Origin of the sequence: Methylobacterium sp. UNC378MF, from assembly GCF_900103195.1 — a bacterium.
GTDB lineage: Bacteria > Pseudomonadota > Alphaproteobacteria > Rhizobiales > Beijerinckiaceae > Methylobacterium.
The window spans coordinates 155,466-169,031 of record NZ_FMWU01000006.1 but is presented as its reverse complement, the minus strand read 5'-3'; the positions used below and the strand labels follow the sequence as shown (position 1 = coordinate 169,031).

Genomic DNA, 13,566 nt, shown 5'->3' with positions numbered 1-13,566 from the left:
TGTAGGCCGAACAGGCGCCCAAGGCCAGGGAAGGTCCGGCCGTGACAGGCCTTCTATCCTCAGCCGGCCGCGTCGGCGAGGATCGCGGCCGCCTCTGCAAGGCCGCGCCGGATCCGGGCCGGCACCTCCGGCGCGGTGCAGACATAGGTCGGGCTCGGATGCGGGATCCGGATCACCGGCAGGCCGGGACGGAGCGTCGCGAGCGCCGGTGCGGCCTCACCGGCGAAGCGGCCGGCGAGCACCGCCACCGCGAGGCGCGGCAGCAGGTCGAGGAGCGGCGCGAGATAGGGCCCGGCGGCCGCGATTTCGGTCCGGCGGGGCGCCCGGTTGAGCGCGCCCGCCTGATGGATCAACCAGGGGACGGCGTTCCAGATCAGCGTGTCGGCCCGGGCAATGCCGGTTTCGGCCAGGAAGCGGAACAGGTTGGCGGCGGTGCCGTTCGCGCTGTCGCGGGTGACGAATCCGGTGCGCAGCACGGCCGGCCCAGGCGTCTCCAAGAGGAGCAGCATCCGCGCGCCGACGCCGCCATCGAGGGGATCGGGGACCGGGACCGGCGCGCCGCGCTCCGCAGAGATCCGTTCGCCGAGCGCCCGGATCGGCGCGATATGCTCTGCCCCGATCATCGCGCGGCGGGCCGCGAGCGCGTCCGGGTCGGCCAGGGATTTCGGCGCCTGGGGCTCAGCCGACATCGAGGCCGGGGATCGCCGCGCCGAGCCGGCCGGAGAGGCGGAAGCGCTCGATGCCCTCCTCGCGGGCGAGCCGCGCATCGAGGCCGGCCACGCCGCCGAACTGGAAGCCGATCTGGCTGGCATAGGCCGCACACGCCGCCCGCTTCCTGGCCTGGGCGTCCGGACCGAGCCGCATCGCCGGCTCGGCAAGCGCCGTGAACAGCTCGGCCAGCGGCGCTTTCGGTACGGTGTCGCGCACCGTGTACGGGAAGTCGCGCCACCACAGGATCGGCTCCGGCGGATCGAGGCTCCGGAGCGCCCGGACCGTCTGAACATGGTCGACATGGCCGCCGATCGCCTGCGGCGCGAGAAGGAGGTCAGGGCTTTCGACGCCGATCAGCTCCGCGATGGCCGGCGCGAGATCGGCCGCGATGCCGTCGTCGGGGCGGGTGTCGGAGAACAGGTCCGGCGCCGAGCCGTAGCCCCGATGCGGCGCTTCCCGGAACGGCAGGTGGACGGGCGGCGCGATCCCGAGTTCGGCGGCGGCCCGGATGTCCTCATCGCGGCGCAGCGCCATGTAGTCGATCCCGGCGGGCAGCCCCTTGTCGAGCTGGCAAGCCAGCGCGAAGCCGCTGGGCTCGGCGACACTGCCGGTGAACAGGGTCGCCATCACGACGCGCCAGCCATCCGCGGCGAGGCTCGCCAGGAGGCCGCCGCAGGAAAAGGCGGCATCATCGAGATGGGGTGACAGGGCGAGGGCAATCGGCACGGTTCAGGGCCTATCGGCTGGGGGATGTCCAACCGTCGCGCTCATCCCGAGGTGCCGGAGCGCAGCGGAAGCACCTCAGGATGAGGGCGCGAATCGGATATCTGTCGGGCGCCTTCAGAGCAGATGCGGCTCGGCGCGGAACCGGCAGCTGGGATCGTAGGGCAGGTCCGTCGCGAAGTCGGCAGCCGGCCTTTCGTGGCGCACGCGGGCGTAGACGTCCATGATCTGCCGCCCGACCGCGTGCCAGGAATAGACCCGCCGGCACTCCTCCAGCCCGGCCGTCGCGATGCGGCGGCGCAGACCCTCGTCCGTGATGATCCGGGTCAACGCGGCCGCCTGCGCCGGCACATCGCCGGGATCGACCAGCAATCCGTTCTCGCCGTCGCGTAGGCAGTCCGAGACGCCGACGGCGTGGCAGGAGACCGTGGCGAGGCCGGCCGCCAGCGCCTCAAGGATCGTGTTGGAGAACCCTTCCGCGTAGGTCGGCGAGACGAACACGTCGGCGCGTCGGTAGAGTTCGGGCACGGAGCCGTATTCGGCATAGCCCGTGAAGGCGATCTCGCGCTCCGAGAAGGCCAGCTCGGCAGCGAGCGCCTGGGCCGGCTCGACGTCGGGCCCGATCCCCGAGATCGTGGCCGCGAAAGGCGTACCCTGCGCGCGCAGGATCGCCAGGGCGTCGATGAAGTCGAGCACGCCTTTCCGGCGGTCGACCCGGCCGTGATAGAACAGCCGCACCGGCCCGGCATGGGGTGCCGGCAAGCCGTCGGGCGTCTGTTGCGCGAACCGGTCCGTGTCGACCGCGCCGGGCACGATGGTGAAGCGCGCGGGATCCGATCCGAGCCGCCCGCAGACCTCGTCCACGAAGGAGGCGCCGCCGATCAGCAGCGCGTTGGCGTGGGCCAGGACCTCGCACATGGCGACCCGATGGGTCTCGCAGCAGGATCCGACCCAGTGGCCGTCGCCGCCCTGGATCGAGACGACGCTCGGAACCCCGAGCTTGCGCGCGGCGAGCAGCACCGCCCAACCGGTCGGGTATCCGTATTGCGCGTGCAGGATGTCGAAGGGCTTTTCGGCGTGCTCCCGGCAGATCGCGTCCACCATCGTGGCGATGTCGCGCTCGAAATCGCCGGAGGTCTGCTCGCCCAGCTGCTCCAGGCCGATCACCCGCACCCCCGGGACGGGCGGTGGGGGCCCGCCCCCGTAGACGCGAGTGCCGAAGGCGTCGCCGCGATACTGCGAGATCATCGTGACGTCGTGACCGGCATCGGCCAGCTCGCGCAGCAGGTTCTGCGCATAGACGCTCATGCCCGATATGGCGGGGAAGTAGCGGCGGCTGAGGAAGAGGATTCTCATGCTGGCACGCGGTCCGGGGCGCGGGCGGGACGGAATTCCCTCCCCCTTGCGGGGAGGGGTAGGGGTGGGGGTGGTGCAGAAGGCACCGTAGCGCCCCATCCTGCACCACCCCCACCTCCGGCTCCTCCCCGCAAGGGGGAGGAGAGATGGGCCGCCACTCTCACTGCCATTGCCGCCGTGTCTCCTGCCCGCCGCCCAACACCGGGCCGGGCCGGCGGCAGCCGCGGAGGTAGTCCAGCGCCTGCGGGATCATCACGTCGGCCCGGTGGCTCTCGCGGGACAGCTCGACGCAGATCAGCTTGCCGAAGCCGATCTCCTCCAGGGCCTCCAGCACACCCGGCACGTCCATGTCGCCCTCCCCGAAAGGAAGGTGGATGTGGCTGCCGCGCTTCATGTCCTCGATCGCCACGGTGCCGATCCGGCCGGCGAATTCCCGCACCGCCACCGCAGGGTCCCGCTCCCCCGTGACGAGGCAGTGGCCGGTGTCGAGGGCGAGCTTCAGCCCCGGCACGTCGAGGGCGGCATAATCGTCGAGCGTCTCGATCAGCATGCCGGGCTCGGGCTCCAGGCAGGGCACGATGCCGGCTTCGGCGGCAAAACCTGCGACCTCGTGCAGTCCCTCTTCCAGCCAGCGCCGGGCCTCGCCATGATCGACGCCGGGCTTCGGCACGCCGGCCCAGAACGAGACCGCCTCGGCGGAGAGCATGGCACCGATCGCGATCGCCCGCTTGAGGAAGCCGACCCGCCGGGCCCGGCCCGCGGCATCCGCCGTCACCAAGGTCGGTTCGTGCTTCGCGTTGGGATCGAGCAGAAAGCGGGCCCCCGTCTCGATGACGCAGGTCAGCTCCAGCTTCTCGAGCAGGCTCGCCACCCGGCCGGCCTCGGCGGCCCAGTTCTCGGAGAAGGGATCGAGGTGGTGGATGTCGAGGGTGAGTGCGACTCCGTCGTAGCCGGCCGCCTTGATCAGGTGGATCGCGTCGTCGAGTCGGTGGTTGGCCGCGCCATTGGTGTTGTAGGCGAACCGGAGCGTCACGCCGCCCTCCCCTTGCGCTGAGCGAGCCGGAATGGCGCGTGATGCGATTCCGGTTCGCGGTACAGCGGATAGTGCCGACCGACGATCGTCTCGGCCAGGGCCACGTCGAACAGCGGCTGGCCGCCGAAGCGCTCGAGGGCCTCCGGCGTGAGGCGCACCGGGCGCAAGGTCTCGCTCTCGGTGCCGAATCGGATCAGCGGATGATCGCGGTCGAGGAGCTTCTTCGTGTTGCGCTCGCCGATCCGGTAATAGCTCATGGTCTCGACTTCGAGCCCCGGCACGATCGCCTTGACCACGCCGACCCCGCCGCCGGGCGGCGTGCAATCGACGTAGAGGACGTCGAACCCGGACTGCGTGAGCCGGTCGCAGGCGATCTTGCCCCGTGCATGGCCGTCGGCGGCCGGAGTGGAGGGTAGCTCCGCGAAGCGCTTGGTGCTCCGCTCGGAATAGACCGTGTCGGCGAGAACGCCGCGGAGGTCGGCCGCCGGCATCTCGATCCATTCGAGCATCGCCTGCAGGGCGCGGCTCTCCTCGAGGTCCAGGCTGGGGAGCGCCTTCTGAATAAAGGCATCGATGTAGCCCGGCGGCGTCACCGTGGCGGCCAGGTCGAGGGGCCCGTGCCCGAAGGTCTTGCGCACCCGCGCGGCCTGGAACTCCAGGAGCGCCTTGCGCAGGGCCCGCTCCCGGTCCGGGTCGCAGGCCTCGCCGCAGGCCGACAGCGCGATCGGCGCCGGCGTGCGCGCCGGATCCTCGTCGTAGCCGACGACGTAGAGGTTGGTCAGGCCGAACTGGTCGGTGGCGAATTTCGGCAGGGCGCGGATGCCCAGATCCTTCAGCCGGGTCAGCATCGCGGCGTTCTCCGGGCCGATGCCGTCGAGGTCGAGCATCACGCCCTGGTCCAGTGCCCGGAACAGCAGGCCGTTCCCGTCCCGCTGCAGCAGCTCCAGCACGCCGTGTCCCAGCGCGAAGGGCACGTCCGGCCCGGCGCCGAGGCCGTTGGTGATCAGGTTGGTGAAGGGCCGGTAGCCCTCCGACAGCTCGAAATAGTCGGTGGCGGCGACGTCGAGCGGCATCAGCACGATCTCGCCCGTGGCGTGCCGGACGCTGGGCGTCCATTCGAGGACCGTGTCGCGGCCGACCGGGGAGCCGGCCGGCAGGCACAGCGTCAGCGGGTCGGCGACGGATTTTTGGCCGTAGACGCGCGCGAGATCGGTGTAGCTCGCCCGCTCCTTGGCCCGGGGCAGGACCGCGAGTGAGGGCATCAGGTTCTCGGCGATCTCCGCGACCGCGCCGATCAGCGCCTCCTCGTCGGTGGCACCGTAGCCGATGCCCGACGGCATCGCGCCGACGAAGTACGGGTCGTCGAGGAAAAGGGCCACGAACCAGACCGGGATACCGGTGCGGTCGAGGGGCGCCAGCGGGAAGCCGACGACGCGCCCCTCCGGCAGGACGTCGAGATAGGCGCGCACAGGATCGGGCAGGGTCTCGGGCAGCCCCTCGATCGGCCGCTTGGCGCCGAAGCGGTAGGGGCGCGGCGCCTTGATCCGCTCGTGGCGAGCGCGGTCATCCTGGTCGTGGAAGGCGTCTGCGTTGCTCACGTCGTGTTCCCGTCTTCCTCGAACCGTGCGCCACGCCTCATCCCATCCATCCCCCTCATCCTGAGGTGCCGGAGCGCCGCGAAGGCCTCGAAGGAGGATCCCAGCCGGCCGTGCGATCCCTGGAGCCCTCCTTCGAGGCCCGCTGGCGCGGGCACCTCAGGATGAGGGCTGGGACGGTATGGATCGGGTCGAGGCTCGGCGTTCGCTGATCCTGTCCAATGCTCGCTACCCCTGCCCGTAGGCGCGGGCGACGAGCCGCATCGTGTGAAGGTCTCGTGCCGCCGACCACGCCGCCCGCTCCTCGGGCCGACGCAGGGCCGAGCCGAAGGCCCGCACCTGCTCGGTGAAGGGCGAACTCTCGGGATCGAAGGCGAGCGGGTCCGGGCGACCACTGGCACCGTCGATGAACACCAGCGCACCGCCGGCCGTCTGGCCCATCGTGTTCTCGGCCACCAGCATGCCCTTCGTGCCGACCACCTCCAGGCGGCGGCGGGGCAGCGCGTCGGGGCAATTGTAGGCGACGTGCAGGCTCGCCAGCGCGCCGCCAGCGGTGCGGCCGATCAGAAGGGCGCCGTCATCGACGGCGTAATCCTGGGCCCGGGTCTGGGTCAGGGCCGCGATGGTGGTGATCGGCTCGCCGATCAGGAACTCCACGAGGTCGAGTCCGTGCGGCGCGAGGTCCATCAGCGCGCCGCCGCCAGCCTGGGCGGCATCGATCCGCCAGTTCGGCTGGCCGGCCTCTGACCAGTCGCGCCCGAGCCAGCAGGCATAGACGATCCGCACCGCCGTCACGATGCCGAGCCGCCCGGTCTCGACCTGCGCGCGGATCGCCCGGTGGGCCGGATGGTGCCGCTGGTCGAAGGCCGTGCCGTAGAAAATATTGTGGGCCTCGACGGCGCGGACGATGGCCTCGGCGTCCACGAGCGTCGCCGCCATCGGCTTCTCGCAGAGCACCGCCTTGCCGGCGGCCGCCAGGGCCTCGACCGCGCCGCGGTGAAGGTGGTTCGGCGTCGCCACGTAGACCGCCTCGACGTCCGGCTCGGTGATCAGGCCGGCGAGGTCGGCATGGCTGCGGGCGCCCGCGCCTTCGGCGGCGGCGCGGCTGTCCGGGTTCGGATCGCAGACCGCGACCAACCGATGCCCAGCCGCGCGGATGCCGGGCTCCATGTAGTCGCGGGCGACCCAGCCATAGCCGACGATGCCCCAGCCGACCCCGTCCATCACCAGCGCTCCGGCAGGTCGACGAATTCGCGCACGCGCACGCGCTGCGTCTCCGGCGCGTCGAGGCTGCCCTCGAAGGTCACGGTTTCGGGGCCGGGCGAGCGCATCGGGTAGGTGGCGCGGGGGGCGTATTCCGCCTCGTAGCGCTCCGACGGCCAGCGAACGCTGTATCCGTCGGCTTCGGGCACGTAGAGCGGGTTGAGCCGCAGCACCGTTCCGGGCCTCGGCAGGGTCAGGCCGTCGACCACCGCACGGGGCGCCGGTCGCATGCCGGGACCGCACACCACCGAGAAGGCTTCGCAGGTCCGGAGGGACCCGGGCTCCTGCGGGACCGGCGCCCGCGCCGCGACAAGCGCCCGGGTCAGATCCGCGTCGTCGTAGACCAGGGCGTCGGGAAACAGCTCGGCGATCTCCTCGGCCGTCACCGCGCGACCGGCGGAGAAGCCCGGGCAGTCGCGGTTGTGGATGTGGCTGAGCGCCAGCCAGCCATCGTCGCCGGCATTCTGACGGAGGCAATCGAGAAGGGCGGCCTTGTCGTCGAGGAAGTAGAAGGCGTCGTTGCACGCGACGAGGTCGACGGGTGCCCCCGGGATCGGCCAATGCGGCGAGCCCGCATCGAAGCAGACGAGCTGCGCCTTCTCGGCGACGACCCAGTGGCGCGCGACCCAGAGCTTGGCGAAGACCACGTCCGCGCCGGCGACCTTGCAGCCGCGCCGCTGCAGCTCTCGCAGGTAATGGCCGATGCCGCAGGCGAATTCGAAGACGCAGATGGGCTCGTTCCAGTGCGCCTCCAGCAGCGACAGCCCGGCCAAGTAGGTCGGGTCGCTCCAGCGGTGCAGGAAATAGTCGCCGACCCGGCCCCAGCCGAGGCGTTCGACCGCATCGCGCAGCGTCGCCGTGCGCCGGTCCTTGATCAGCCGGATGATCCCGGCGGGATCGGCGGGCGGCCCGTTCCACCAATCGTCCTGATCGACCAAGAGGGCGGCGAGCGCCTCGTCGGGCTCACCCGCGTCGAGATGGGCCAGCACCCGCTCGATCAAGGCCTCGCGGCCGACGCGCAGGTACGGGATCCCGTCGATCACGGGCCAGCGCGCGCCGGTCACCGCATCGCGCAGGGCATGCGGGCCGTCGGCCTTCAGCGGGTTGCCGGTATCCGGCGATGTGAGTTCGAACGGGATCATGGCTCTCGGGACCGCCCGGGCAGATGGGCGGATGGATCCGGCGATCAAGGGATGCGCATGTCGGCGAGGACACGGTCGTGGAAACCCTTCACCGGGCCGGCATGGACCAGCTCCCACTCGTCGAGCACCATCCCCATCGTGGTCGAGGCCCCGCGCAGGTGCTGGGCGATCTGCAAGACCCGATCGATACAATCCGCGGCGTGGAAGGCGCGGCCTTCCGCGGTTGCATCGTCGGGCAGGACCGCCCGGGCGCGCTCGACCTGACCACGCAGGGGCTCTGAGAGCTCGGCCAGCGCCCAGGCGGTTGTTGTAGCCATGATCGGCCCGAGATGGTCGCCGAGCAGCATCTCGCCGGTAAACCCCGCATCCGGCATCGCGGCGTTGTGGAAGTGGTGCGCCATCGCGGCCAGGAACACGGTGCCGGGGTCGGCCCGGTAGAAGGGGCTGAGGCAGACGCCGTAGGCGGCCACGATCAGGCAATGCTCGGCGTGGTTCTCGGGCGGCTCCAGCAGGATGCGGGCGCGGCCGGGACAGGTGACGCCCGCCCGCGGCTGCTGCGCCAGGGCGCCGACGAAACCCGGCAGCGGTCCGGGATTGCCCGCCGGACGTGGCGCGAGCCGCGCGCGCAGGCGGGCCCGCAGATCCAGATCGAGGTCTCCGGTTACGGCATCGAAGCCCGCGACCAGCACCGCGGAAGCCGCCTCCTCGGAGAGCCCAGCCGCGGTCAGGAAGGCGGCGTCGAGGTCGCAGAGGCGTGTCGCCGCGAGGGTCGTTGCCGTGATGTCGAGGGCGACATCCTCCGGCGGGGTCCCGCCGGTGAGGAGGCCCCAGCCCTGCGCGAACAGGCGCTCGGCGATCGACCCGGTACGGCCCGCAGAGCGGACGCGCTTGAGGTCGTTCATCTCGACCAGAAGGTCGCGCAAGGCCTCGGGCGCGGCGGCGCCGGATTGCGACGGGTGGTTCTCGCTGGGCATCGTTTCTTTCAGACCGCGTACAGCAGTTCGGGTGAGGCCTTCACCAGACGCTCCACGAACCCTTCCGGCTCTCCAACATACGAAGGTCGAAGCGCGTCCCCTCCCCCTTGTGGGGAGGGGTCAGGGGGTGGGGTGGTGCAGGCGGCACCGGATCGCTCAATCCTGCATCACCCCCACCTCCAACTCCTCCCCGCAAGGGGAGGAGCCGTGCGCGGCGGCGCGCTCGGTCCGTTCAGTGCACGCCCAGCCAGTCGTGGAGCATCTTCTCCTGCTTGCCGAAGGCGTGCTCCGGCCCGTGGCCGTTCTTGACCATCGGGGCCTTGAAGAAGGTCGAGAGCTGCTCCTGCACGCCGCCGTCGCCGCGCTTGTTGGCGAGGTCGAGGACGCGGGCGATCTCGATGACCAGCGGCGCCGCCAGGATCGAGTCCTTGCAGAGGAAGTTCACCTTGATCTGCATCCGCTGGCCCATGAAGCCGGTGACGTCGATGTTGTCCCAGGCTTCCTTGTCGTCGCCGCGCGGGCGGTAATAGTGGATGTGCACGAGATGGTCCTCGACCGGGTAGCCGAGGATCGAATCGAGCACCGTGCCCTTGGTGTTGAGCTTCGACTGGAGTGAATTCGGATCGTTCAGGGCGAGGCCGTCGCGGTTGCCCAGGATGTTCGTCGAGAACCAGCCGTCGACGTGGAGGGCGCGGGCCTTGAAGGCGGGGGCCAGCACCGTCTTCATCATGGTCTGCCCGGTCTTGCCGTCCTTGCCGGCCACCGGGACGTTCAGCTCCTTGGCGAGGTCCAGGAGCGCCGGAACGTCCGCGGCCACGCTCGGGGTGAAGTTGGCATAGGGGATGCCGCTCTTGATCGCCGCGTAGGCGTAGAGCATCGCGGGCGAGATCGCCTCGTCGCTCGAATCCAGCCCCTTCTCGAAGGCGGCGGTCGAGTTCAGGGTCGGGTCGTTCAGGTCGGGCCAGCGCTCCGTGGAGGCGAGGTTCACCACGACCACGTCGTCGAGGTTGCTCTCCTTCTGGAAGCGGCGGAGATCGTTCGCGATCACCGAGACCGCCTCGCGGTGGTCCTTGGCGACGATGCGGTTCTGGCCGTCGATGTTCTTGCAGAACTTGGCACTGCCCACCGCCGGCCAGGGGGTGATCCCCTTCAGGACCTGGGCGCCGTTCTCGATATCGTCCTTCGAGAGCACGCCGTGGCCGCTCGCAGCCGAGGCGAGGTCGTCGCCGTTCAGGTCCCAGCCGCCGAAGACGAGATCCTTGTAATCGGCCAGGCCCGCCACGGAGAGGCCGGCGAGCGGCAGCCCGTCGAGCCGGTTCGAGCCGGATTTGATCATCTCGATGCCGGCGATGGCGGTGGTGGCGACGGCGCCCCCCATGCCAACGAACGCGACACCGACGCGGCGACCGGACTGCATGCTCATCGGAAAACGATGTCCTTGTACGGACGCGGGCGGCGTCTTGGGACGGAAGGTTCGACCCCACCGGGGCCGTTCCTAACTGGCTCGGCAGTGCCGCGTTCCAAGCCGAATGCGACAACATTGCCCCGCCGTCGCCCGAGGCGCGGCCGGATCGCGGCGTTAACGCAGCCCTAAGAGGCAGGGTTAACTCTTCCTTGACCGTGCCACGCTTGGATCACGGGGCCGTCCCATTCTGGTCACGGCCGGCGTCGATAGGGCCGCCGCTTCCGAAAAAACCCGGCCGTCAGAGCCGGGCGGATGCAAGGACCAATCTGAAGAGGACCAATGATGGGGGTTTTCCCGGAGCCGGCGCGTCGCGCCGACGACGTGAGCCGACTCGTGCCGCAGACCCTGAACGGCACCGGGCGTTTCGAGGATGAAGCCGTGGCGTGGCTGCCGCGGGCCGGCCGCGGGACAGGGCGCCGGTCACTTCGCCGCACCGGCCTGGGCCGGATCTCCGGGACGCTGGCGCTCGGGCTCGTCGCCGGGTTCGGCCTGCCGCAGGCGGCCTTCGCGCCGGCCTATTTCGCGCCTTCCGCCCAGGCCCACGACCGGGTCGATACCAGCCCCCGCGCCGCTCAGGCGCTGGCGCGGCCGGATTCCGAGGCAAGCGCGTCCGCCGCTGCGCCGGATGCAGACGCCTGGAACGGCCTGCCGGTGCCGGAGCAGGAGCCCGCCACCACGGCCCTGATCCAGGACGACCTCGCGGCGCTGCCGCGGGTGACGCAGGAACAGGGTCGGGACGCGGTCAAGTTCGGCGAGCGCAGCGTGCCGCGCACGGTCGTCGACACAATCGTCAAGGCGTCCGACGAGGCCGGCGTTGACCCCGTCTACATGATGGCGCTGGCCGACAAGGAATCGAGCTTCGACACGGTTGCGAAGGCGGCGACCTCCTCGGCGCAGGGCCTGTTCCAGTTCGTCGCCCGCACGTGGCTGGAAATGATCCGCGATTACGGCGCCCGCTACGGGCTCGCCGAGGAAGCCGCAGCCGTGAAGGGCCGGGGCGCGGCGATGACCGTGACGGGCAGCATGCGCGCCCGGGTGCTCGGCCTGCGCAATGATCCGCGCGTGGCCGCCCTGATGGCGGCCGAGCTGGTCAAGCGCGACCGCGAGCGGATCGAGGCCCGGGTCGGGCGCGCGCTCACCACGACCGAGCTGTACCTCGCCCATTTTCTCGGCACCGCGAGCGCCGGGCGCTTCCTGTCGCTCTCCTCCGAGAAGCCCGACGAGGTCGCGGGACGCGAGTTCCGCACCGCGGCCCGAGCCAATCGCAGCCTGTTCACCGAGAAGGCGGGCGGCAAGCGCCGCAGCCTGACCGTGGCCGAGCTGCACGACCGGATCGACGGCATGATCGACCGGCGGCTGACCCGCTACCAGGGTGTCGCGGCGGTTGCCGAGGCGCTGGTCAAGGCGCCCACCCAGACCGACGTCGCCGCCGGCGAGGAGACGGCTCCGGTGGCGGGCAACCGCCGCGTCGAGGTGACGGAGGCGCTGCCGCCGGACGGGGTTTGAGGACCTTGTCGGACCGGCGGCTTTCCTGAGCGGATCGGAACACCGCTTCGACGCGTCGGGGCGTCCGATCGGCGGCTCGCACCGCCTCGTCTCTCCCTGGCATTTCCCAGGCGCGGCTCCGTCATCCGGCGCCGCACCGACGGAACCCGGGATCCGGAGAGGCCCCGGGCGACAGATCCTTGCGCGATCGGCGGGCCTGGATTCCGGGCTCGCCCGCGGCGCCCCGGAAAGACGGAGCGGGTCGGGAGCGAGGCGTCGAAGTTCGGAACCGGCTCTCGCCCGCCCCTCCAACGCTCCGCCGTCGAGCGGCCTCACACTACGCGTTTTAAGTCCCCGTTAACCATAACAAGACCAATACTTTGGGAGAACGACTTCTCTTTGAGACGCTTCGCGCCGATGCCCCGCTTCTTCATCGACCTTCACGACGGTTCACAGCCGATCCACGATGAGGTCGGCTTCGACCTGCCGGACCTGCCTGCGGCCAGGGCCAAAGTCACCCGGATCATGTCGGCGATCGCCCGCGACATGCTGCCGGATGTCGAGCGTCAGGATTACGTCGCCTGCGTCCGCGACGGAGTCGGCAAGATCGTCTACCGGGCACGCCTCTCCCTCGCTGCCGAGATGGTCGATTGAGCCGGGGCGGCCTCGCACGGGCCTGAGGCTCACCGCCGCTCCACCGGCGTGCTTGACCGGCCCCCGGTTCGGGCCATCTCGGATCCATGAAACGGCGCAGCCTGCTCACGGTCGCGAGTGCGGCCACGGTCATGACGCTCGGCGGTGTCGGCTATGCCGCGCATCGGCGCGGCAAGAACCCTTATTATCGCGGCCCGACCTCCGACCATTTCGACGGGCTGCGGTTCTTCCTGCCGGAGCAGGCGACCGACAAGTCGCTGCCGGACGTATTGCGCTGGCAGGCCAAGCGGCAGCGCGAGCCCTGGCCGAAGAGCTTCCCGAGCCCCTTTCCGGCCGACCGGCCGCCCGAGCGCGTCGCAGGCCTGCGGGTCGTGCTGATCGGCCACGCGAGCTATCTCGTGCAGGTCGCCGGCCGCAACATCCTGATTGATCCGGTCTTCGCCAAGCGCGCGAGCCCGGTCCGCTTTGCCGGTCCGAAGCGCGTCAATCCGCCCGGGATCGCCTTCGCCGACCTGCCGCCCATCGATGCGGTTCTGGTCACCCACAACCATTACGACCATCTGGACGGCCCGAGCCTCGCCCGGATCTGGCAGGCGCACCAGCCGCTGATCGTGGCGCCGCTGGGCAACGACACGATCCTGCGCGGCTACGACGATACGATGCATGTCGAGATTCGCGACTGGGGGCAGTCGGTCGATCTCGGCGACGGCCTGCAGGTCCACCTGACTCCCGCGAACCACTGGTCGGCGCGGGGCGTCAACGACCGGCGGATGGCCCTGTGGTGCGCCTTCGTGATCACCTCGTCCTGCGGCGTGCACTACCATGTCGGCGATACCGGCTTCGGCGACGGCACGCTGTTCTCCGAAATCCGCGTCCGCTTCGGGCCACCGCGCCTCGCCACGCTGCCGATCGGCGCCTACGAGCCGCGCTGGTTCATGCGGGCGCAGCACGTCAACCCGGCCGAGGCGGTGAAGGCCTTTACATTGCTCGGCGCCGAGCAGGCACTCGGCCATCACTGGGGCACGTTCCAGCTCACCGACGAGGGCATCGAGCGGCCCGCGGAGGCGCTGGCGGTCGCCCTCGGCGGCTCCGGCATCCCGCTGGAGCGGTTCCTTCCCCTCAGACCCGGGCAGGTCTGGGAGGTCTGACCGCTCTCGGCGAGGCA

The 13,566-nt window shown here is 70.6% G+C and carries 12 protein-coding genes; 3 read left to right on the top strand and 9 right to left on the bottom strand.

Annotated features, from left to right (window positions below):
• Nucleotides 1-59 precede the first annotated feature (59 nt).
• The 9 genes from BLT59_RS08405 to BLT59_RS08365 all read right to left on the bottom strand — a co-directional run bounded on the left by BLT59_RS08405 (nucleotide 60) and on the right by BLT59_RS08365 (nucleotide 10,220).
• The gene (locus BLT59_RS08405; protein WP_091778431.1) at nucleotides 60-689 is read right to left on the bottom strand and encodes a uracil-DNA glycosylase; all 630 of its coding nucleotides are present in this window, start codon (nucleotides 687-689) and stop codon (nucleotides 60-62) included.
• Nucleotides 679-1,437: a PIG-L deacetylase family protein gene (locus BLT59_RS08400; protein ID WP_091778429.1), complete on the bottom strand. Its 759-nt coding sequence runs from the start codon at nucleotides 1,435-1,437 to the stop codon at nucleotides 679-681. The genes BLT59_RS08405 and BLT59_RS08400 overlap by 11 nt, the downstream gene beginning before the upstream one ends.
• A 114-nt stretch (nucleotides 1,438-1,551) precedes the next feature.
• The gene (locus tag BLT59_RS08395; RefSeq protein ID WP_091778427.1) at nucleotides 1,552-2,790 is read right to left on the bottom strand and encodes a glycosyltransferase family 4 protein; all 1,239 of its coding nucleotides are present in this window, start codon (nucleotides 2,788-2,790) and stop codon (nucleotides 1,552-1,554) included.
• Between the two features lie 160 nt (nucleotides 2,791-2,950).
• Nucleotides 2,951-3,823 carry a sugar phosphate isomerase/epimerase family protein gene (locus BLT59_RS08390; RefSeq protein ID WP_091778425.1) on the bottom strand — a complete coding sequence of 291 codons (873 nt, stop codon included), beginning with the start codon at nucleotides 3,821-3,823 and terminating at the stop codon, nucleotides 2,951-2,953.
• The gene (locus BLT59_RS08385) at nucleotides 3,820-5,421 is read right to left on the bottom strand and encodes a YcaO-like family protein (RefSeq protein WP_091778423.1); all 1,602 of its coding nucleotides are present in this window, start codon (nucleotides 5,419-5,421) and stop codon (nucleotides 3,820-3,822) included. The genes BLT59_RS08390 and BLT59_RS08385 overlap by 4 nt, the downstream gene beginning before the upstream one ends.
• A gap of 225 nt (nucleotides 5,422-5,646) precedes the next feature.
• Nucleotides 5,647-6,642: a Gfo/Idh/MocA family protein gene (locus tag BLT59_RS08380; RefSeq protein ID WP_091778421.1), complete on the bottom strand. Its 996-nt coding sequence runs from the start codon at nucleotides 6,640-6,642 to the stop codon at nucleotides 5,647-5,649.
• The gene (locus tag BLT59_RS08375; protein ID WP_091778419.1) at nucleotides 6,642-7,823 is read right to left on the bottom strand and encodes a class I SAM-dependent methyltransferase; all 1,182 of its coding nucleotides are present in this window, start codon (nucleotides 7,821-7,823) and stop codon (nucleotides 6,642-6,644) included. Before BLT59_RS08375 ends, BLT59_RS08380 begins: the two co-directional genes overlap by 1 nt.
• A 44-nt stretch (nucleotides 7,824-7,867) precedes the next feature.
• Nucleotides 7,868-8,797: an HD domain-containing protein gene (locus BLT59_RS08370; RefSeq protein ID WP_091778417.1), complete on the bottom strand. Its 930-nt coding sequence runs from the start codon at nucleotides 8,795-8,797 to the stop codon at nucleotides 7,868-7,870.
• A 232-nt stretch (nucleotides 8,798-9,029) separates the two neighbouring features.
• Complete coding sequence (locus BLT59_RS08365; protein WP_091778415.1) at nucleotides 9,030-10,220, bottom strand: inositol-3-phosphate synthase; 1,191 nt, start codon at nucleotides 10,218-10,220, stop codon at nucleotides 9,030-9,032.
• 321 nt (nucleotides 10,221-10,541) lie between these two features.
• Between BLT59_RS08365 and BLT59_RS08360 the strand changes: the two genes are divergently transcribed.
• From BLT59_RS08360 to BLT59_RS08350, 3 genes are all read left to right on the top strand, one after another.
• Complete coding sequence (locus tag BLT59_RS08360) at nucleotides 10,542-11,768, top strand: transglycosylase SLT domain-containing protein (RefSeq protein ID WP_244513902.1); 1,227 nt, start codon at nucleotides 10,542-10,544, stop codon at nucleotides 11,766-11,768.
• Between the two features lie 396 nt (nucleotides 11,769-12,164).
• Nucleotides 12,165-12,401, top strand: a complete 237-nt coding sequence (locus BLT59_RS08355; RefSeq protein ID WP_091778413.1) for a DUF6894 family protein — start codon at nucleotides 12,165-12,167, stop codon at nucleotides 12,399-12,401.
• A gap of 86 nt (nucleotides 12,402-12,487) precedes the next feature.
• The gene (locus tag BLT59_RS08350) at nucleotides 12,488-13,549 is read left to right on the top strand and encodes an MBL fold metallo-hydrolase (protein WP_091778411.1); all 1,062 of its coding nucleotides are present in this window, start codon (nucleotides 12,488-12,490) and stop codon (nucleotides 13,547-13,549) included.
• Nucleotides 13,550-13,566 lie beyond the last annotated feature (17 nt).

Bases quoted from the DNA above. Each gene is read 5' to 3' on its own strand.
- BLT59_RS08405 (WP_091778431.1), bottom strand. From the start codon at position 689: ATGTCGGCTGAGCCCCAGGCGCCGAAATCCCTGGCCGACCCGGACGCG.
- BLT59_RS08395 (WP_091778427.1), bottom strand. From the start codon at position 2,790: ATGAGAATCCTCTTCCTCAGCCGCCGCTACTTCCCCGCCATATCGGGC.
- BLT59_RS08380 (WP_091778421.1), bottom strand. From the start codon at position 6,642: ATGGACGGGGTCGGCTGGGGCATCGTCGGCTATGGCTGGGTCGCCCGC.
- BLT59_RS08375 (WP_091778419.1), bottom strand. From the start codon at position 7,823: ATGATCCCGTTCGAACTCACATCGCCGGATACCGGCAACCCGCTGAAG.
- BLT59_RS08370 (WP_091778417.1), bottom strand. From the start codon at position 8,797: ATGCCCAGCGAGAACCACCCGTCGCAATCCGGCGCCGCCGCGCCCGAG.
- BLT59_RS08365 (WP_091778415.1), bottom strand. From the start codon at position 10,220: ATGAGCATGCAGTCCGGTCGCCGCGTCGGTGTCGCGTTCGTTGGCATG.
- BLT59_RS08360 (WP_244513902.1), top strand. From the start codon at position 10,542: ATGATGGGGGTTTTCCCGGAGCCGGCGCGTCGCGCCGACGACGTGAGC.
- BLT59_RS08355 (WP_091778413.1), top strand. From the start codon at position 12,165: ATGCCCCGCTTCTTCATCGACCTTCACGACGGTTCACAGCCGATCCAC.
- BLT59_RS08350 (WP_091778411.1), top strand. From the start codon at position 12,488: ATGAAACGGCGCAGCCTGCTCACGGTCGCGAGTGCGGCCACGGTCATG.